Below are 17916 nucleotides of genomic sequence, written 5' to 3'. Positions count from 1 at the left end.
GGGGCCATTATCCCGTAGACAGGCGCGACTGCGAAACCGCCCCGGTCGGGGGTGCTCCGAGCGGACGGGTCAGGGCGTCACGGTGGGGTCCAGTCGTACCCGTCGACCCACCAGCAGAAGTACAGCCAGGTCCACTGCAGCACGACCGCGAGGACCACGAGCGCGACCCGGTAGACCCGCGACCGTGGCAGTGCGACGACGCCGAGCAGGGGTGCGATCGGGAGCAGGATCCGCCACGTGCTCGACTGTGGGAAGAACACCGCGAGCAGGTACACGAGGTACGCGACGCCCCAGAGCCGCAGCTCGAGGCCGATGCGCCGGGCGGCGGGCTGGAAGACGACGGCGGCGAACCCCAGGAGCACCGCGACCAACAGGATCGCCCCCGCCGGCTGGTGGAACCACCACCCGAAGCCCTGCACCCACGGGGTGAACGGGACGAGCTCGCCCCAACCGATGTACGACGACCGCCAGGCGAGCTCGGTGTCGGTGTAGGCCCTCGGGACACCGGTGACCGCCCAGGCGACCGCGGGCCAGGCGAGCCCGACGAGTCCGGAGACCACCGCGACCGTGGCCGGTGCGACCGCGGTGCGGAGGGTCAGTCGCTCCGGCATCCGCAGCCAGGCCGGTCGGAGGACCCCGACGAGCACGAACAGGACCATGAGGAGCGCGAAGGCGAGCCCGGTCGGCCGGGTCATCCCGAGCAGCAGGACGACGGGCAGCATCGCCCAGAACCGCCGTTGCACCAGGAGCAGCAGGGCGACGAGCAGCAGCAGGACCCCCATCGCCTCGGCGTAGGCGACCTGGAACACGACGGAGACCGGCGCGACGCAGAACAGCACGGTGGCGAAGGTCGCGCGGGTCGGGTCGAGGAACCGGCCCATCAGCCGGCGGAACACCAGCGCGGCACCCCAGCCGGAGAGCAGGGAGACCCACACGGCGACGAACTCGAAGGACGCTCCGGTCAGGGCCATCAGCGCCCGGACCGTGAACGGGTACGCGGGCATGAACGCCCACGCGTTCTCCGTCACGTGTCCCGCGGCGTCGACGGGCAGGGTCGACGGGTACCCGCTCGCGGCGATCACCCGGTACCAGGCGCCGTCCCAGATCGAGGCGAACGACAGGTACGTCGGGTTCTGCACGGTGAACGAGTTCGCCGCCTGGATCCGGGCGAAGCCGGACATCATCACCGTCGTCAGGACCCGCGAGAGGGTGTAGACGACCGTGATGCGCAGCCACCACGGGACGAGCCGCCACCGGACGACGACCCACGTCAGTGCCGCCCTCGACGCCCGCGGACGGGGCACGGCCGTGGAGGCGGTGGTCACGCCGTCAGCCACCGCCGCAGTCCGTCCTCGACGGCCGTGATCTGGGCGACGGGGACCTGCTCGTCGTCGTGGTGTGCGAAGACGGGCTCACCGGGGCCGTAGTTGACCGCGGGGACGCCGAGCGCGGAGAAGCGGGCGACGTCCGTCCAGCCGTACTTGGGGCGCGGGGCCGGTCCGCCGACGGCCGCGACGAACTGCTGGGCGAGCGGCGCGTCGAGACCCGGGCGGGCTCCAGCGGCGAGGTCGACGATCGTCACGTCGTACCCGTCGAAGAGCTCGCGGATGTGCGCGACGGCCTCGTCGGCGGAGCGGGACGGCGCGAAGCGGTAGTTGACGTGGACCATCGCCTCGTCCGGGATGACGTTGCCGGCGATCCCGCCCGAGATGCCCACGGCGTTGAGGCCCTCGCGGTACTCGAGCCCGTCGACCGTCACGGTCCGGGGCTCGTACGCCGCGAGGGTCGCGAGGATCGGGGCGGTCTTGTGGATGGCGTTGTCGCCGATCCAGCTCCGGGCGCTGTGCGAGCGCTTCCCGGAGGTGCGGATCTCGGCCCGGAGGTTGCCGTTGCAGCCGCCCTCGATCTGCGCTCCCGAGGGTTCGCCCAGGATCGCGAAGTCGCCGGCCAGGAGCTCGGGTCGGGTACGGGCCAGACGACCGAGGCCGTTCAGCGCGTCGCTGACCTCCTCGTGGTCGTAGAAGACCCAGGTGACGTCGACGTTCGGCGCGACGAGGTCCACCGCGAGCTTGAGCTGCACCGCGCAACCGGCCTTCATGTCGACCGTCCCGCGACCCCAGAGGATCTCGGTGCCGTCCTCGGTGGTGCGGAACTCGGTCGGCAGGTTGTCGTTGAGCGGCACGGTGTCGATGTGCCCCGCGATGACGACCCGGCGCTCCCGACCGAGGTCCGTCCGCGCCACGATCGCGTCCCCGTCGCGCACCACGTCGAGGTGCGCGAGCGGGGCGAGGGCGGCCTCGATCGCGTCGGCGAGCGCACCCTCGTTCCCGGACACCGATTCGATGTCGCAGATGGCGCGGGTGATGTCGATGGACGAGGCACTGAGGTCGAGCGGCTGCGGCATGCGGTCACCTTATCCGCCGGCCCTGTCGTCCCGCTGCCGCGGTCGCAGCCCGGCCGGGAGGCCCGCCCCGACCCCGCAACGTCCGTCCGGCCGGTCCGGGAGTCGGGTCCGGCGCCTCGGTACCCTGGTGCGGTGACCGACACGACCGACACGTCCGCCGACGCCCGCCCGACCTCTGCTTGGGGCCACGGCCTCGCGACGATCGCCGCCGACGGCACCGTCCTCGACACCTGGTTCCCGGAGACGCACCTCGGTGAGCGGCCGGCCGACGCAGCGGTGCCGGCCGGTCTGCAGGCCGCCGCGGGCGAGGACCCGCGCCGCGAGGTCCGGCTCGAGGTCGTCACCGTCGACATCGTGATCGACGAGGCCCCGACGAGCACGCCCGACGCCTACCTCCGTCTCCACCTGCTCAGCCACCTGCACGTCCGGCCGAACGAGGTCTCCCTCGACGGCGTGTTCGGGCACCTGCCGATCGTCGCCTGGACGAACGCCGGCCCGGTGCACCCCGACACGCTCACCCGCCTCCGGCCGACCCTGCAGCGCGCCGGCATCGCCGTGCACGCGATCGACAAGTTCCCCCGGCTCGTGGACTACGTCGTCCCGGACCGGGTCCGCATCGGCGACGCCAACCGCGTGCGGCTCGGCGCACACCTCGCACCGGGCACGACCGTGATGCACGAGGGCTTCGTGAACTTCAACGCCGGGACCCTCGGCGAGGCGATGATCGAGGGCCGCGTCTCCCAGGGCGTCGTCGTCGGCGACGGCACCGACATCGGTGGTGGTGCCTCGATCATGGGCACGCTCTCCGGCGGCGGGACGCACCGTGTCCGCCTCGGCGCCCGTGCCCTGCTCGGCGCGAACGCCGGCCTCGGCATCTCGCTCGGCGACGACTCCGTCGTCGAGGCGGGGCTGTACGTCACGGCGGGCACGAAGGTCGTCCTGGTCGGGGCGGCTCCGGGCCCGGACGGCACGCCCCGGACCGTGAAGGCCGCCGAGCTGTCGGACGCGCCGAACGTCCTGTTCCGGCGCAACTCCGTCACGGGTGCGGTCGAGGCGCTGCAGCGGAAGGGCGAGGGGATCCAGCTCAACACGGCGCTGCACGCCTGACACCGAGGAGACCGCGCCAGAGGCGGGGTCCTCCGACGCGCCCTGAGCGTCCCGACCCGGCGCCGGTCGACGAGACCGGCTCCGGGCCTCCAGGCCGTGCGTCAGCGCGTCAGCGCTGCGGCAGGTGCCGCTCCGGGTACCCCACGTACAGCTGCTGCGGGCGGCCGATCTTGTTGAGCGGGTCGTTGTTCAGCTCGCGCCACTGGGCGATCCACCCGGGCAGCCGACCGATGGCGAACAGGACGGTGAACATCCGGGGCGGGAACCCCATCGCCTTGTAGATGATGCCGGTGTAGAAGTCGACGTTCGGGTAGAGCTTGCGGCTGACGAAGTACTCGTCCTCGAGCGCGATCTGCTCGAGTTCCTTCGCGATGTCGAGCAGGTCGTCCTGCACGCCGAGCGCCTCGAGGACCTCGTCGGCGGACTCCTTCACGAGCTTCGCGCGGGGGTCGTAGTTCTTGTACACGCGGTGTCCGAAGCCCATGAGCTTCACCCCGCGCTCCTTGTTCTTCACGCGCTCGACGAAACGGGTGACGGGCTCCCCCGAGTCCTTGATCTGCTGGAGCATCTCGAGCACGGCCTCGTTCGCGCCGCCGTGCAGCGGGCCGTAGAGCGCGTTGATGCCGGCGGAGATCGACGCGAACATGTTCGCCTTCGTCGAGCCGACCAGCCGCACCGTCGCCGTCGAGGCGTTCTGCTCGTGGTCCTCGTGCAGGATGAGCAGCCGGTCGAGCGCCTTCGAGAGCACCGGGTCCGGCTGGTACGGCTCGGCCATGGTGCCGAAGTTGAGCCGGAGGAAGTTGTCGACGAACGACAGCGAGTTGTCCGGGTACAGGAAGGCCTGTCCGATCGCCTTCTTGTGCGCGTACGCGGCGATGACCGGCAGCTTCGCGAGGAGCCGGACGGTCTGCAGCTCGACCTTCTCGGGGTCGTCGACGTCCATGTCGTCCTCGTAGTACGTCGAGAGGGCGCTGACGGCGCTCGAGAGCACGGACATCGGGTGGGCCGAGTGCGGCAACGCGTCGAAGAGGCGGCGCAGGTCCTCGTGCAGCAGGGTGTGCCGGCGGATCCGGCTGTCGAACGCCTCGAGCTCGGTCGGCGACGGGAGCTCGCCGTAGATGAGGAGCCAGGCGACCTCGAGGAACGTGCAGTTCGACGCGACCTGGTCGATGGGGTACCCGCGGTAGCGGAGGATCCCCTGGTCGCCGTCGATGTACGTGATCGCGCTCTTCGTCGAGCCGGTGTTGACGAAGCCGTAGTCGAGCGTGTTCAGCCCGGTCTGCTTCTTCAGCGAGGAGATGTCGATCGTGGACGCGCCGTCGACGCTCTGCAGGATCGGGAACTCCGCCTGACCCCCCGGGTACGACAGCGTGGCCGTCTCGGTCGCCTGTTCGGCACCGGGGCTCACCGGGATGGGCGTCGTGGGCGGTGTGGCCGTCTTCTGAGCGTCGTTGGCAGTGTCAGTCACGCTGGACAGCCTAACGGCGGCGACTGTCGATCGGGTACAGCCCGGGGACGGTCGGTTGGTGTGCAACCACGGTTGCGCGGACGCGCCGCCCGTGGGTCGATCCCGGCCGGGAGGCCCGTCAGCCGCCCGCCATGCGACCCGCGCTGGCGAGGCGCTGGGCAGCGGCGGCGATGCGGTCGTCCGTCGCCGTCAGGGCGACGCGGACGTGACGGGCACCGGCAGCGCCGTAGAACGTGCCGGGCGCGACGAGGATGCCGCGGTCGGCCAGCCACGCGACGGTGTCCAGGGCGGGCTCGTCCCGCGTGGCCCAGAGGTAGAGTCCGGCACCGCTGGCGTCGATGCGGAACCCCGCCCGCTCGAATGCCGTCCGGAGCACGTTCCGCCGGGTGCGGTAGCGAGCCTTCTGTTGCTGCACGTGCGTCTCGTCCTCGAGTGCGACGACCATCGCCTGCTGCACGGGCAGCGGCGGCATCATGCCGGTGTGCTTGCGGATCGCGAGGACGTCGGCGAGCAGTGCGGCATCCCCGGCGACGAAGGCTGCGCGGTACCCGGCGAGGTTCGACTGCTTGGAGAGGGAGTACACGCTGAGGACGCCGTCGAACGAGTCACCGACCACGCGCGGGTCGAGGATCGTCGGGGTGGGTCCGGTGTCGTACGGGGCGTCCCAGCCGAGTTCGGCGTAGCACTCGTCGCCGACGATGACGGCGCCGAGCTCCCGCGCGCGGGCGACCGCGGCGCGGAGCTGCTCGATCGAGAGCACCCGCCCGTCCGGGTTGCCCGGGGAGTTCAGCCAGACGAGCTTCGTGCTGGTCGGCCACGATGCCGGGTCGTCGGCGGCCAGGGCGTCGGCGCGGACGAGTGCGGCGCCGAGCTCGTAGGTCGGGTAGGCGGCCTCGGGGAAGACGACCGTGTCACCCGGTCCGAGTCCCATCCAGAGCGCGAGCCCGGCGATGAACTCCTTCGACCCGATGGTCGGCAGGACGTGGTCGGCGGTGAGCCGGACGCCCTGGCGACGGCCGTACCAGGCCGCGATCGCCTCGCGGAGCGCGGGCGTGCCGGCGACCTGCGGGTAGGCGTGGGCGTCGGTCGCGTCGGCGAGTGCGCGACGGACGACCTCGGGCGTGGGGTCGACCGGCGACCCGACACTGAGGTCGACGATGCCGCCCTCGTACGCCGTCGCTCGCTGCTTGTACGGGGCGAGCTGGTCCCAGGGGAAGTCGGGGAGGTCGAGCGCCACGGGTGTCAGGCCCGGGGCTGTGCCATGACGACCGGGTGGTCCTTGTGGATCACGCCGACCTTGGCCGCTCCGCCGGGCGAGCCGATCTCGGAGAAGAACTCGACGTTGGCCTTGTAGTAGTCAGCCCACTCCTCGGGGAGGTCGTCCTCGTAGTAGATGGCCTCGACCGGGCAGACCGGCTCACACGCACCGCAGTCGACGCATTCGTCCGGGTGGATGTAGAGCGACCGGTCACCCTCGTAGATGCAGTCCACGGGGCATTCGTCGATGCACGCGCGGTCCTTCACGTCGACACAGGGCTGAGCGATCACGTAGGTCACGAGCGGGTGCTCCCTTCCGGGGTTGAGCGACTGCGAGTCTACCCGTGCGGTGCTGCGACCTCGGACCGGTCGGCCTGCCGTGCCGGGTCTGCGCGCAGTCCGGAGAGGTCGGGCCAGGCGAGCACGAGCATCGCGACGACGGCGGGGCCGAAGGTCCAGACGTACCCGGCGGCGTTCGCGAGGACGAGGGGCGAACTCGTCCCGGCGACGGCGACGAGCACCTGGGTGGCGAGGATGACGCCGACCCCGACGGCCGCGACGAGCAGCCGCGACCGGTACAGCAGGCGGACGCCGACGACCACGCCGATGACGATCAGCATCGTGAGGACCATGCCGATCGGTGCTGCGCTCCACGACCCGATGGGAACGGTCTGCTGGTGGGTGACGGTGCCGAGGCCGCCGACGATCAGGCCGACGGCCGCGGCGACCACGAGTGCGGCGGCTCGGCCCGGGCCCGACATCTCGGCGAACGACTGCGGCGCGGTCGGGACCGGGGGCACGTCGTGCCGGAAGCCCTCCAGCGCGGGCACGGCCTGCCGGGCTCCGTGCGGCAGGACGTACGACAGCGCACCGGGCTCGCGCGGATCGGCGGCGTCCACGGTGAGCTGGCTGCGGTACTGCTCGAGCGCTGCCCGGACCTTGCCGCGGACCGGGAGGACGTCGACCGTGACGTCGGCGCGGCCGGAGTCCGCGTCGACGATCATCGAGAACGCGACCTCCTCGGCGCGCGCGGCGTACCGGGCGGCGGCGTGGACGCGGACGTGGTCGGGGTGTCCGTACCCACCGTCGTCGTCGTAGGTGACCACGGCGTCGGCACCGGTCGACCGGATCGCCGCACGGACGTCGTCGACCACCTCGCCCAGGTCGGCGCGCGTCAGGGAGTCCTCCGGTGCGTCGCCGGCCGCGGTCGCGCGGCCGTCCGGCCCCCACTGCATGCCCGAGTCGGTGTAGCGGCGGGTCGGGAGATCGGTCGGCCGGGCACCGGGGCCGCCGAGCCACAGGTGGGCCGGGCCGCCGAGGGCTGCGAGGGCCGCCGCGATCTCGGTCTCGCGGTGCGCGGCGACGCGTGGGCCGTCGCCGGCGAGCGGTGCGAGCTCCGCCGTGAGCATCTCGCCGCGCTCCCCCCGGGTGGCGGTCAGCACGGTCACGTGTGCGCCGAGCTCGAGCAGGGTCGCGATGGTCCCGCCGGACGACAGGGTCTCGTCGTCGGGGTGCGCGTGGACGAAGAGGACGCGTTCGGGGCGCGTGGCCGGTGCCGTGGACATCGCCTGCAAGCGTACGGGAAGGGCTCCGGGCGCCGCGCGCCGGCGGATCGCCCCCGGGCGTCAGCGCGAGGTGACGATGTAGGTGGCGGTGGCGCCGCCGTCGGCCGCGGAGAACGTCAGGACGACGCGGTGGTCGTCGCTCCGGAACAACCCGAACGCGCTCGAGCTGTCGGCCCGCTCAGCCGACTCGGCGAAGCCGGCGTCGGCGAGCTGCTGCGCCGCCGTGCTGAAGTCCCCCACCGACGCGGTGCGGACCTGCACGACCCAGCCCGAGCCTCCCGGGCCGGCCCCACCGCCGAGCACGGTGCCGTCGACGAGCGGGACGGACGAGGACGGGAACCCGTCGGGGACCTGGCCGTCGCTCGTCACGTGCGTCCCGCGCAGGGCCGTGTCGAGCGCTCCGTCGATCCCGCCCGCCACGTCGGCCATGCCGCGCTCGATCGCGGCTCCGTCGATGCCCTGGACCCCTTCCGAGACGGTCGACGCGACCGAGGAACCGAGGTCGGTCGCCTGGCGGACGGCGTCGGACGAACAGCCGCTCAGACCGGCGAGGGCGACGCCGGCGGCGACGGCAGCGGTGAGCGAGGTGCGGATCGGGCGGCGCATGCCGGTACCGTAACCGGCCGGACGGCGGAGTCGTGGTGCGTTCGCTGGGAAGTCGCCCCGGACCGGAGTCAGGAGAGGTACGCCCGCGCGGCCGCGACGAGCGCGTCGACCCCGACCGGGATCGCCGTCTCGGCCTGCGGTGCGTAGAACGGCGAGTGGTTGCTGGGGATCTCCGCGCCGCTGCGGAACAGCTCCGGGTCGGTGATGCCGGTGAACCAGTAGACGATCGGGGCACCCGCGGCGGTGGCGAGCTGCCCGACGTCCTCGGACGCCATCGCCAGTCCGGACTCCATGTCGACGGCGTGCGGCACGACGGCACGGACGGCGTCGAGGACGACCGCTGCCTGCTCGGGGTCGTTGACGAGCACGTCCGCCCCCGGCGCACGCGCGATCGTCGGAGCGGCCAGTCCCCCGGCCTCGCTCTCGGCACGGACGATCCGCTCGATCGAGGCCACGATCCGCGCTCGCGTCTCCTCGTTGCGGGCGCGCGTCGAGATCTCGATGACGGCCGTGTCGGGGATGATGTTCGGCCGCGTGCCGGCGTGGAACGACCCGACGGTGACGACCCCGGCGTCGCTCGGGGCGACCTCCCGCGACACGATCGTCTGCAGGCGCACGACGGCGGACGCGGCGGTGACGATCGGGTCCAGGGACGCCTGCGGTGCCGAGCCGTGCGCGCCACGGCCCGTGAAGGTCACGGTGAACCGGTCGCTCGACGCCATGACCGCTCCGGACCCGACCGCGACGACACCGACCGGCGCCGGTGCGGAGTGCTGCCCGAGCACCACGGTCGGCTTGGGGAAGCGGTCGACGAGACCGTCCTCGATCATGGCCCGCGCGCCGGAGATGACCTCCTCTGCAGGCTGGAACACGGCGACGACCGTGCCGTGCCAGTCCGCGGTCGTGGCGACGAGCCGTTCGAGGGCGCCGAGCAGCCACGTCACGTGGATGTCGTGGCCGCAGGCGTGCATGGTGGGCCCCTCGTTGTCGTCCTCGTCCACCCCGCGGTGGGTGCTGGCGTACGGCAGGCCGGTGCGCTCCTGCACCGGCAGCCCGTCGATGTCGGCGCGCAGCCAGAGCACCGGGCCGTCCCCGTTCCCGAGCACCCCGACGACCCCGGTGCCGCCGACCCCGGTGGTGACCGTGATGCCGCCGATCTCCGCCAGCCGGTCGGCGATGACGCCGGCGGTGCGGTGCTCCTGGAACCCGAGCTCCGGGTGGGCGTGCAGGTCCTGGTAGATCGAGAGCAGGTCGAGAGTCACCGGACCACCGTATCCCCCGGTCCCGGTCCGGACGGCACGGGCGCCGACGGTACGGACGCCGACGGCCCGGCCACCTGGAGCGGTGACCGGGCCGTCGGACGGAGGACGGGCCTCCTGGATGGTGCTCGGCTGCTTACGCGTCCTGGCGCTTCAGGCGGGCGTAGCTGCGCTGGCGGGCCTGCGCGTCGAGCTCGACCTTGCGGATGCGGACCGCGTCCGGGGTGACCTCGACGCACTCGTCCTCGCGGGCGAACTCCAGGCACTCCTCGAGCGAGAGCTGCCGGGACGGCGTCATCGACTCGAACGTGTCGGCGTTGGCCGACCGCATGTTGGTGAGCTTCTTCTCCTTGGTGATGTTCACGTCCATGTCGTCGGCGCGCGAGTTCTCGCCGATGACCATGCCCTCGTAGACCTCCTCCGTCGGGTTGACGAAGAACGTCATCCGCTCCTGGAGGTTCGTGATGGCGAACGGGGTGACCACACCGGAGCGGTCGGAGACGATCGAGCCGTTGATGCGGGTCTGGATCGAGCCGGCCCAGTCGTCGTAGCCGTGGAAGATCGCGTTGGCGATGCCGGTGCCGCGGGTCTCCGTGAGGAACGACGTGCGGAAGCCGATGAGGCCGCGCGACGGGACGATGAACTCCATGCGGATCCAGCCGGTGCCGTGGTTCACCATGTTCTCCATGCGGCCCTTGCGGGCGGCCATGAGCTGGGTGATGGCGCCGAGGTGCTCCTCCGGCGTGTCGATCGTCATGTGCTCGAACGGCTCCTGCAGCTTGCCGTTCTCGTCACGCTTGGTGACGACCTGCGGCTTGCCGACGGTGAGCTCGAAACCCTCACGACGCATCTGCTCGACCAGGATGGCGAGTGCGAGCTCGCCACGGCCCTGGACCTCCCACGCGTCCGGGCGTCCGATGTCGACGACCTTGAGCGAGACGTTGCCGACCAGCTCACGGTCGAGACGGTCCTTCACGAGACGCGCGGTGAGCTTGTGGCCCTTCACCTTGCCGACGAGCGGCGACGTGTTCGTGCCGATCGTCATCGAGATGGCCGGGTCGTCGACCGTGATGGTCGGCAGCGGGCGGACGTCCTCGGGGTCGCTCAGCGTCTCACCGATGGTGATCGTGTCGAAGCCGGCGACGGCGACGATGTCACCGGGGCCGGCGGACTCGGCCGGGAAGCGGTTCAGCGCCTTGGTGATGAGGAGCTCGGTGATGCGTGCGTTGACGACGGAGCCGTCGTGCTTGACCCACGCGACCGTCTGGCCCTTCTTCATCGTGCCGTGGAAGATGCGCAGGAGCGCGAGGCGGCCGAGGAACGGCGACGCGTCGAGGTTCGTGACGTGCGCCTGCAGGGGGTGCTCGTCGTCGTACGTCGGGGCCGGGACATGCTGGAGGATCGCCTCGAAGAGCGGCTCGAGGTCGTCGTTGTCCGGCAGCGTGCCGTCCTCGGGCTTGTTGCGGCTCGCGGCACCGGCGCGACCGGAGGCGTACACGACCGGGACGTCGAGGATCGCGTCGAGGTCCAGGTCGTCGACCTCGTCCGCCAGGTCGGAGGCGAGCCCGAGGAGCAGGTCCTGGCTCTCCGAGACGACCTCGTCGATCCGGGAGTCCGGGCGGTCCGTCTTGTTGACGAGCAGGATCACCGGCAGCTTGGCGGCGAGCGCCTTGCGGAGCACGAAGCGGGTCTGGGGCAGCGGGCCCTCGGACGCGTCGACCAGCAGCACGACACCGTCGACCATGGAGAGGCCGCGCTCGACCTCACCACCGAAGTCGGCGTGGCCGGGGGTGTCGATCACGTTGATCGTGATGCGGCCGCCCGGGTTGAACTCCTCGGCGTGCTTCCCGTTGTAGAGCACCGAGGTGTTCTTCGCGAGGATGGTGATGCCCTTCTCGCGCTCGAGGTCGTTCGAGTCCATCATGCGGTCTTCGCCCTCGAAGTGGGCGTCGAACGAGTTGGTCTGCGTGAGCATCGCGTCGACGAGGGTGGTCTTGCCGTGGTCGACGTGTGCCACGATGGCGACGTTGCGCAGGTCGGACCGAGTGGCGAGCGCCATACAGGACATCCTTTTGTGTTCGGAAGAAGATCGGGCGAGCGCCCGGTTTCGGGACCGGCCCGAAGGGGTTCGGGACCAGCCCGAGGAGTGCGGGACGGTGCCCGACGGGGTTCGGGACCATGCCCGACTCGCCAGTCTACCGGTAGTTCTGCAACCAGGAGGAGTACAGCCGATGAGCCGACGGCGAACGTGGACCGAGATCGCCGTCGTGCTGATGCTCTCGCTCGGCGCGAGCGCGCTGTACTCGGTCCTGCAGATCATCGACGACCTGTCGCAGACGACACCGCTCGGCGAGCAGTCCACCGCGCTGAACAGCTCCACGACGACGGTCCAGTACGTCGACCTGGCGCGGCAACTGCTGGGCATCGCCGTCGACCTCGCACCCGTCGCGCTGGTGTGCATGCTGCTCTGGGAGTCGTCCCGCCCCCACCTGGGCCGGCTCGGCATCGACCGCTTCCGCGTCCGGCCCGACCTCGGCGGCGCGGCGCTCATCGCCCTGGGCATCGGCATCCCCGGGCTGGCGCTCTACTTCACCGGACGGGCGCTCGGCATCACCGTCGCCGTGGACCCGGCGGCGCTCGACTCGTACTGGTGGACGATCCCGGTGCTGCTGCTCTCCGCCGTCCGGTCCGGGCTGCAGGAGGAGGTCATCGTCGTCGGTTACCTGTACGCCCGACTCCGCGACGACCTCGGGTGGGGACGCTGGCAGGTCATCCTGTCCACGGCCGTCCTGCGCGGCAGCTACCACCTGTACCAGGGCTTCGGCGCGTTCATCGGCAACGCGGTGATGGGCGTCGTCTTCGGGTGGATCTACACGAGGTGGGGGCGGCTGCTCCCCCTCGTCATCACGCACGTGCTCCTCGACGCGACGGTCTTCGTCGGCTACCCGTTCGTCGCGCGGGCGTTCCCCGGACTGTTCTCCTAGCGGCAGATGTCCTGCGGCACCCCGCCCACCCGACGGGAGGCGCGGGGCCAGCTCGGCGACGCGCCTCCCGTCCGCCGGTCTCCCGTTCTCCACAGCTCGCCCGACCGCTCGTAGCCCTGCGTCTGAAATGCTACGTTCTACGCATCAGCACGAGCGATGGGGGGACGATGGGGATCGAGTTCGAAGACGCCGCGGCCGTGCGGCTGCTCGCGTGCGCGTCGGAGGTCGCGCTGTCACTCCGGGCGGGTTCCGCCGGACGACGCGCCAGCGCCGAAGACGCGCTGCGCGACTTCCACGGCGCCTACGCACGACTTCACGAGCAGGCGCACACGGTCGAGTCGGAGGACCGGGTCCGCCTGGTCCGGGCGCTCGACGACCTCGCCGGGCAGCTCCACGTCGTCCGGCGCCAGGCACACGACGAACAGCGTCGACAGCACGACCTGGCAGCGTGGCACGAGCGTGAACGGCAGCGCGACGAGGTGCTCGTCGGCGTCGGGGCCCCGTTGCGACCCGCGCTGGACTGGAGCGACGCGGTGGTCGACCCGAAGCCGTCGGAGACGCCGGTCCGCCCGACGCCACTCACGGCACGGTTCCACGCGCGCACTCGTGTCCGGACGAGCAGCGGTGGCTCCGGCGGACGCAGCGGCGCGGACCCGGACCGCCTACGCCGGGTCGCTGCGCGCGCCCGCGCGCAGGACGCGGCCACCGCCCAGGAACTCACCCGTGTGCGGAACGCCTGGGTGACCTTCACCCGGACGTGCGCCTGGGTGCCCGTGGACGATGCGTCCCTCGTGCCGGGGTTCGAGGACCACCTCGCCGAGAACGCCGCGGACGCTGCCTGGCTGGACCGGATCGCGGACGCCTTCGCCGCGGCGGGAGGAGGGTCGCTGTCCGACGGCGTGCTCGACGCGGCCGGGGCGTCTCGACTGCCCCGGGAGCTCCAGCGTGTCCTCGACCCGTCGTCGACCACCGTCGAGGTCGCGGCGGCCTGGCATGCGCTCGGCTTGTCCGACCAGGACGTCGAGGCGCTGCCGCTGAGGACGAAGCTGCAGCTCGCCGGGATCGACGGGCTCCCGGCCGTGGCGCGGGACATCGCCTCGCGCGCGGTGCTCCGTGCAGCGGTCGCGAACCCGGGGCGGGTGTACCGGATGCTCGGGCTGCCGTACACGTACGGCGCGGTCGGCCTCGAGGAGTTCACGCGGCAGGTCCTGGCGCTGCGGGACGGGCTCGAGCGCGCTGACCAGTCTGCGGCCAGGCTCGCCCCGCCATCGGCGCAGGTCGGTCAGCTGGTCGGGTTCGGGACTTCGAACGGCGCGCTCGTCGCGGCGATCTCGCTCGGGGACCTCGCCACGGCGTCGAACGTGACGGTGAACGTACCGGGCGCGACGACGACGGTCGGGAGTGCTCCGGAGAAGGTACGTGCTGCACACGGGCTCCTCTCGACGGCAGCACGTCAGGACCAGAGATCGTCGTTCGCTGTCGTCTCCTGGTTCGGCTACCGCGCGCCGTCCTTCCCCGAGGTACCCGGCCAAGGGCGAGCAACCACCGGTGGGGCGAACCTGGCTTCGTTCCTCGACGGCGCCGTCGACAGTCGCGCGGGAAGCCCACCGCGCTCCATCGCCGTCCTCGGGCATTCCTACGGATCGACGACAGCTGCGGAAGCACTAGCCCAGACACGTCACCGGATCGACTCATTCGTCACGTACGGCTCGGTCGGGTTCACCGACGCGACGAAGCCGGACCAGCTCAACGTCGACCGTGTGTTCGCTACCGAGGGTGAGAACGACCACGTTGCGGCCCTCGGTCGGTCAACGCGAACGGATCCTCGGGATCTCCCCGAGGTCGAGGTCTTCTCATCCGAAGCCGCCCCCGGTACGAAGGCAGTCACGGGCCACGACATGTACCCAGAGCACGGAGTCGGGTACCTCTCGTCCGGGTCAACGGCTGCACGGCACATCGCCGAGATCATCGCGAACGGGAAGCCAGGATGAAGATCATGACCACGAAACTGCTCGCGATCGTCGTCGCTGCCCTGATCCTCGGGGGGACGGTCAGCTGCACAGCAGGAGGGAAATCCATGCCGAAGGACGCAGCCGGTCTGACACGTGCCGATGTCTCGGAACTCAGTTTGCGCCAGGAATTCAACCGGTACCGGGAGCACTACGAGGAGATGCAACGAGTACTGGCTGCGGCACAGCGCGCGGTCCACGAGGGAGAGTGGGACTGGAACGGTGGCGACGACAACCCGCAGATCGGTGGCGACGGCCGCACTCCCCTTCCCGGCGCGGACGTCGACAACAGCTACTTCCTTGAGTCGAGCAGAGCCTGGACCCCGGAGGGAGCCACGGGTTCCAGAGGAGACCTCGATCCGATGATCGACTACTTCGAGCACCGCGGCGCGAACATGCACATCGAGCGGGTCGCCGACACCTACTACCTCGACGGCAGCGTCCGTGACGGCTGGCACGTCGAGTACTTCATCCAACCGAGCGGCCGCTACTCCCTCACCGTGTCGAGTGACCTCTTCTGGACCAACAACGCCGACGCACTCGCCAGGGCAGTGTTCGGCCGAGCATCACTGCGATGGCCGGATCGCTCTTCTCCCGGTGAGTACCCGGAGCCGCCCGAGTGGGATGCGCCGATCATCAACCGCCCCCGAATCTGATGCAGCCACGACGACGGCCGCTCACGCTCGTCGCCCTCGTCATGACCGTGCTCCTAGCCGGTTGCGCGGCGGGAGCAGCGCAGCAGACGAAGGACGCAGCCGGACTGACGCAGGACGACGTCGCGGTACTCACGCTGCACGGGCAGATCCAGTACTCCCTCGACGTCGACGGCCGGTACTCCCTCGATGTCTACAGCGAACCGTTCTGGACCAACGACTCCGACGCGCTGTCCGCAGCCGTCTACGGCCGAGCGACGCTGGACTGGCCGACCGAGTCCCGACCGGGTGAGTACCCGACGCCGCCGACGTGGGACGACCCGGTCGTCAACCACCCGAAGACCTGAGCAGGCGGGCGCGCCCGGCTGACGAACGGGAGGCGGCGCGCGGTCGGTGCGCACCGCCTCCCGCCCGGCAGCCGACTACGCCGCGATCGAGGGCACCTTCTCCGGGTAGTGGCACGCAGCCCGGTGGTCGACGTCCTCGCCGCGACGCGGCGCCTTCTCCGGCTCCTCCTGCTCGCACCGGCGCCGCTCGTCCTCGGGGAGGAGCGCGTAGAGCGGGCAGCGCGACCGGAACCGGCACCCGGTCGGCCGCTCGGTCGGGCTGGGCGGGTCGCCCGGCAGCAGGATCGTCCTCCGTGCCCGCTCGACGACCGGGTCCGGCACCGGCACGGCCGACATGAGTGCGGCCGTGTAAGGGTGCATCGGGCGTTCGAAGACCTCGTCGACGGCGCCCTCCTCGACGGTCCGACCGAGGTACATCACGCTGACGCGGTCGGCCACGTGCCGGATGACGGACAGGTCGTGCGACACGAACAGGTACGACAGTCCGAGCCGCGCCTTGAGCTCGGCGAGCAGGTTGAGCACGCCCGCCTGGATGGAGACGTCGAGCGCGGAGACCGGCTCGTCGAGCACCACCAGGTCCGGCTCCACGGCGAGGGCACGGGCGATCGAGATGCGCTGCCGCTGACCACCGGAGAACTCGTGCGGGTACCGGTCGGCCTCGGCCGCTCGCAGACCGACGAGCTCGAGCAGCTCCGGCACGCGGTCGGCGATGCGCGAGGACGGGGCACCGACCGCCCGGAGCGGTTCGGCGACGACGTCGTACACCGACATGCGCGGGTCGAGGCTGGCGGACGGGTCCTGGAACACCATCGAGATGCGTTGCCGGAGCGCCCGGGTGCCGGCGGCCCCGCGCGCGGTGGCGTCGGCGAGTGACTCCCCGAACAGCTCGACCGTGCCGGCCTCGGGCCGTTCGAGGTCCATGAGCTGGTGGAGGGTCGTCGACTTGCCGGAGCCGGACTCCCCGACGAGGCCGAGGGTCTCCCCGCGGCGGATGTCCAGGTCGACCCCGTCGACGGCGTAGACGTCTCCGACCTTGCGGCGGAAGACCGAGCCCTTGACGAGCGGGAAGGTCTTCGTCAGCCCTTCGACGTGCACGACGGGTTCGCGGTCGGTCCGTGTGGCCTCGATCCGGGCGCTGTGGTCCGGGATCACGGGGAGCGAGAAGATGCGGCCGGCGTCCGCGTGTGCGGCGGCGACCTCGGCGGTGCGGTGGCAGGCGGCGGTGTGCCCGACCGGCACGGTGCGGGCGGTGCCGGCAGCGGCCGTGTCGGCACCGGGTACGACGTCGACGGGCGGGGCGAGCACCGGCTCGGTCGACCGGCAGACCGCACTGACCAGCGGGCACCGGTCCGCGAAGGGGCAGGCGTCCGGCAGCCCGATGAGCGACGGCGGTGCGCCCGGGATCGGCACGAGTGGAGACCGGTCGGAGGCGTCGAGCCGCGGCAGGGCACCGATGAGCCCGATCGTGTACGGCATCCGCGGTCGGGCGAAGAGCTCCTCGGCCGTGGCCGACTCGACGATCCGGCCGGCGTACATCACCGCGATGCGGTCCGCGATCCCGGCGATGACGCCCAGGTCGTGGCTGACGAACACCAGCGCGGCCCCGGTCTCGCGCTGGGCGGTCCGGAGCACCTCGATGATCTGGGCCTGGATCGTCACGTCGAGCGCCGTGGTCGGCTCGTCGGCGAGGATCACGTCCGGGTCGTTCGCCATGGCCATCGCGATCATCGCGCGCTGGCGCATGCCGCCGGAGAACTCGTGCGGGAAGGCGTCCACGCGGCGACCCGGTTCGGGGATGCCGACGAGTTCGAGGAGTTCGATCGCCCGTGCTCGCGCCTCCGCCTTCGAGGCGCCGCGGTGCAGCCGGACCGTCTCCGCGATCTGGTCGCCGATCGTGTACACCGGCGTGAACGCGGACAGCGGGTCCTGGAAGACCATCGCCACCTTGTGCCCGCGGAGCCGGCTCATCTGCTTGTCCGACCGGCCGAGCAGTTCCTCGCCGTCGAGCTCGACCGACCCGCTCACCTCCGTGGTGTCGGGCAGCAGCCCGAGGACCGCCATGCTCGTCACCGACTTGCCGGACCCGGACTCGCCGACGATGCCGAGTACCTCTCCGCGGCGGAGTTCGAGGTCCACGCCGCGGACCGCGTGCACGGTCCCCCGCGGGGTCGGGAACCGGACGTGCAGGTCCCGGACCCGCAGGATCGGCTCCGTGGTGGTCGCGCCCGTGGTCGAGCCGTTCGTGATGGTGCTCATG

15 protein-coding genes are annotated in these 17916 nt (G+C 71.4%); 5 read left to right on the top strand and 10 right to left on the bottom strand.

Translation table 11 applies throughout. The annotated features are described in order from the left end of the window. Window positions 1-77 precede the first annotated feature (77 nt). Window positions 78-1325, bottom strand: a complete 1248-nt coding sequence (locus DEJ32_RS10880) for a hypothetical protein (protein WP_258369013.1) — start codon at window positions 1323-1325, stop codon at window positions 78-80. After that, window positions 1322-2404 (bottom strand): succinyl-diaminopimelate desuccinylase, encoded by a 1083-nt coding sequence (dapE, locus tag DEJ32_RS10875; RefSeq protein ID WP_110901306.1) that lies wholly within the window; start codon window positions 2402-2404, stop codon window positions 1322-1324. The genes DEJ32_RS10880 and dapE overlap by 4 nt, the downstream gene beginning before the upstream one ends. Window positions 2405-2536: 132 nt before the next feature. Here dapE and dapD point away from each other — a divergent pair, with 132 nt between their 5' ends. Continuing rightward, window positions 2537-3511: a 2,3,4,5-tetrahydropyridine-2,6-dicarboxylate N-succinyltransferase gene (gene dapD / locus DEJ32_RS10870; protein ID WP_110901305.1), complete on the top strand. Its 975-nt coding sequence runs from the start codon at window positions 2537-2539 to the stop codon at window positions 3509-3511. A gap of 109 nt (window positions 3512-3620) precedes the next feature. Here dapD and DEJ32_RS10865 read toward each other — a convergent pair whose 3' ends face one another. The 7 genes from DEJ32_RS10865 to typA all read right to left on the bottom strand — a co-directional run bounded on the left by DEJ32_RS10865 (window position 3621) and on the right by typA (window position 11725). After that, window positions 3621-4919, bottom strand: a complete 1299-nt coding sequence (locus tag DEJ32_RS10865; protein ID WP_110901304.1) for a citrate synthase — start codon at window positions 4917-4919, stop codon at window positions 3621-3623. Between the two features lie 178 nt (window positions 4920-5097). After that, window positions 5098-6216, bottom strand: a complete 1119-nt coding sequence (gene dapC / locus DEJ32_RS10860) for a succinyldiaminopimelate transaminase (RefSeq protein WP_110901303.1) — start codon at window positions 6214-6216, stop codon at window positions 5098-5100. Between the two features lie 5 nt (window positions 6217-6221). Beyond that, on the bottom strand, window positions 6222-6536 hold the full coding sequence (fdxA, locus tag DEJ32_RS10855; protein WP_110823681.1) for a ferredoxin: 315 nt from the start codon (window positions 6534-6536) through the stop codon (window positions 6222-6224). A gap of 38 nt (window positions 6537-6574) precedes the next feature. Continuing rightward, the gene (locus DEJ32_RS10850) at window positions 6575-7801 is read right to left on the bottom strand and encodes a PIG-L family deacetylase (protein WP_110901302.1); all 1227 of its coding nucleotides are present in this window, start codon (window positions 7799-7801) and stop codon (window positions 6575-6577) included. 60 nt (window positions 7802-7861) lie between these two features. Then, a complete protein-coding gene (locus DEJ32_RS10845; RefSeq protein ID WP_110890308.1) occupies window positions 7862-8407 on the bottom strand; it encodes a hypothetical protein in 546 nt (181 codons plus the stop codon). 68 nt (window positions 8408-8475) lie between these two features. Beyond that, window positions 8476-9669 carry an amidohydrolase gene (locus tag DEJ32_RS10840; RefSeq protein WP_110901301.1) on the bottom strand — a complete coding sequence of 398 codons (1194 nt, stop codon included), beginning with the start codon at window positions 9667-9669 and terminating at the stop codon, window positions 8476-8478. Between the two features lie 133 nt (window positions 9670-9802). Next, a complete protein-coding gene (gene typA / locus DEJ32_RS10835) occupies window positions 9803-11725 on the bottom strand; it encodes a translational GTPase TypA (protein ID WP_110890310.1) in 1923 nt (640 codons plus the stop codon). Between the two features lie 172 nt (window positions 11726-11897). Here typA and DEJ32_RS10830 point away from each other — a divergent pair, with 172 nt between their 5' ends. From DEJ32_RS10830 to DEJ32_RS10815, 4 genes are all read left to right on the top strand, one after another. Then, on the top strand, window positions 11898-12650 hold the full coding sequence (locus DEJ32_RS10830) for a CPBP family intramembrane glutamic endopeptidase (RefSeq protein WP_110901300.1): 753 nt from the start codon (window positions 11898-11900) through the stop codon (window positions 12648-12650). Window positions 12651-12817: 167 nt separating this feature from the next. Next, window positions 12818-14641: an alpha/beta fold hydrolase gene (locus DEJ32_RS10825; protein WP_110901299.1), complete on the top strand. Its 1824-nt coding sequence runs from the start codon at window positions 12818-12820 to the stop codon at window positions 14639-14641. Window positions 14642-14646: 5 nt separating this feature from the next. Further along, the gene (locus DEJ32_RS10820) at window positions 14647-15315 is read left to right on the top strand and encodes a hypothetical protein (protein WP_146234139.1); all 669 of its coding nucleotides are present in this window, start codon (window positions 14647-14649) and stop codon (window positions 15313-15315) included. A gap of 41 nt (window positions 15316-15356) precedes the next feature. Next, entirely contained in the window at window positions 15357-15659 is a 303-nt protein-coding gene (locus DEJ32_RS10815; RefSeq protein ID WP_146234138.1) for a hypothetical protein, read from the top strand. A 75-nt stretch (window positions 15660-15734) separates the two neighbouring features. Here DEJ32_RS10815 and DEJ32_RS10810 read toward each other — a convergent pair whose 3' ends face one another. Beyond that, window positions 15735-17915: an ABC transporter ATP-binding protein gene (locus DEJ32_RS10810; RefSeq protein WP_110901342.1), complete on the bottom strand. Its 2181-nt coding sequence runs from the start codon at window positions 17913-17915 to the stop codon at window positions 15735-15737. Window position 17916: the final 1 nt, after the last annotated feature.

The organism is Curtobacterium sp. MCPF17_046, from assembly GCF_003224295.1.
In the GTDB taxonomy this organism is placed as follows: Bacteria; Actinomycetota; Actinomycetes; order Actinomycetales; family Microbacteriaceae; genus Curtobacterium.
The sequence above is the reverse complement of the archived record's forward strand: the minus strand, read 5'-3'. Positions and strand labels throughout refer to the sequence as shown.

Excerpts from the sequence above, each read along its gene's own strand:
- DEJ32_RS10830 (WP_110901300.1), top strand. The coding sequence starts at position 11,898 with ATGAGCCGACGGCGAACGTGGACCGAGATCGCCGTCGTGCTGATGCTC.
- typA (WP_110890310.1), bottom strand. The coding sequence starts at position 11,725 with ATGGCGCTCGCCACTCGGTCCGACCTGCGCAACGTCGCCATCGTGGCA.
- DEJ32_RS10845 (WP_110890308.1), bottom strand. The coding sequence starts at position 8,407 with ATGCGCCGCCCGATCCGCACCTCGCTCACCGCTGCCGTCGCCGCCGGC.
- DEJ32_RS10850 (WP_110901302.1), bottom strand. The coding sequence starts at position 7,801 with ATGTCCACGGCACCGGCCACGCGCCCCGAACGCGTCCTCTTCGTCCAC.
- dapE (WP_110901306.1), bottom strand. The coding sequence starts at position 2,404 with ATGCCGCAGCCGCTCGACCTCAGTGCCTCGTCCATCGACATCACCCGC.
- DEJ32_RS10815 (WP_146234138.1), top strand. The coding sequence starts at position 15,357 with ATGACCGTGCTCCTAGCCGGTTGCGCGGCGGGAGCAGCGCAGCAGACG.
- DEJ32_RS10825 (WP_110901299.1), top strand. The coding sequence starts at position 12,818 with ATGGGGATCGAGTTCGAAGACGCCGCGGCCGTGCGGCTGCTCGCGTGC.
- DEJ32_RS10820 (WP_146234139.1), top strand. The coding sequence starts at position 14,647 with ATGACCACGAAACTGCTCGCGATCGTCGTCGCTGCCCTGATCCTCGGG.
- DEJ32_RS10810 (WP_110901342.1), bottom strand. The coding sequence starts at position 17,915 with ATGAGCACCATCACGAACGGCTCGACCACGGGCGCGACCACCACGGAG.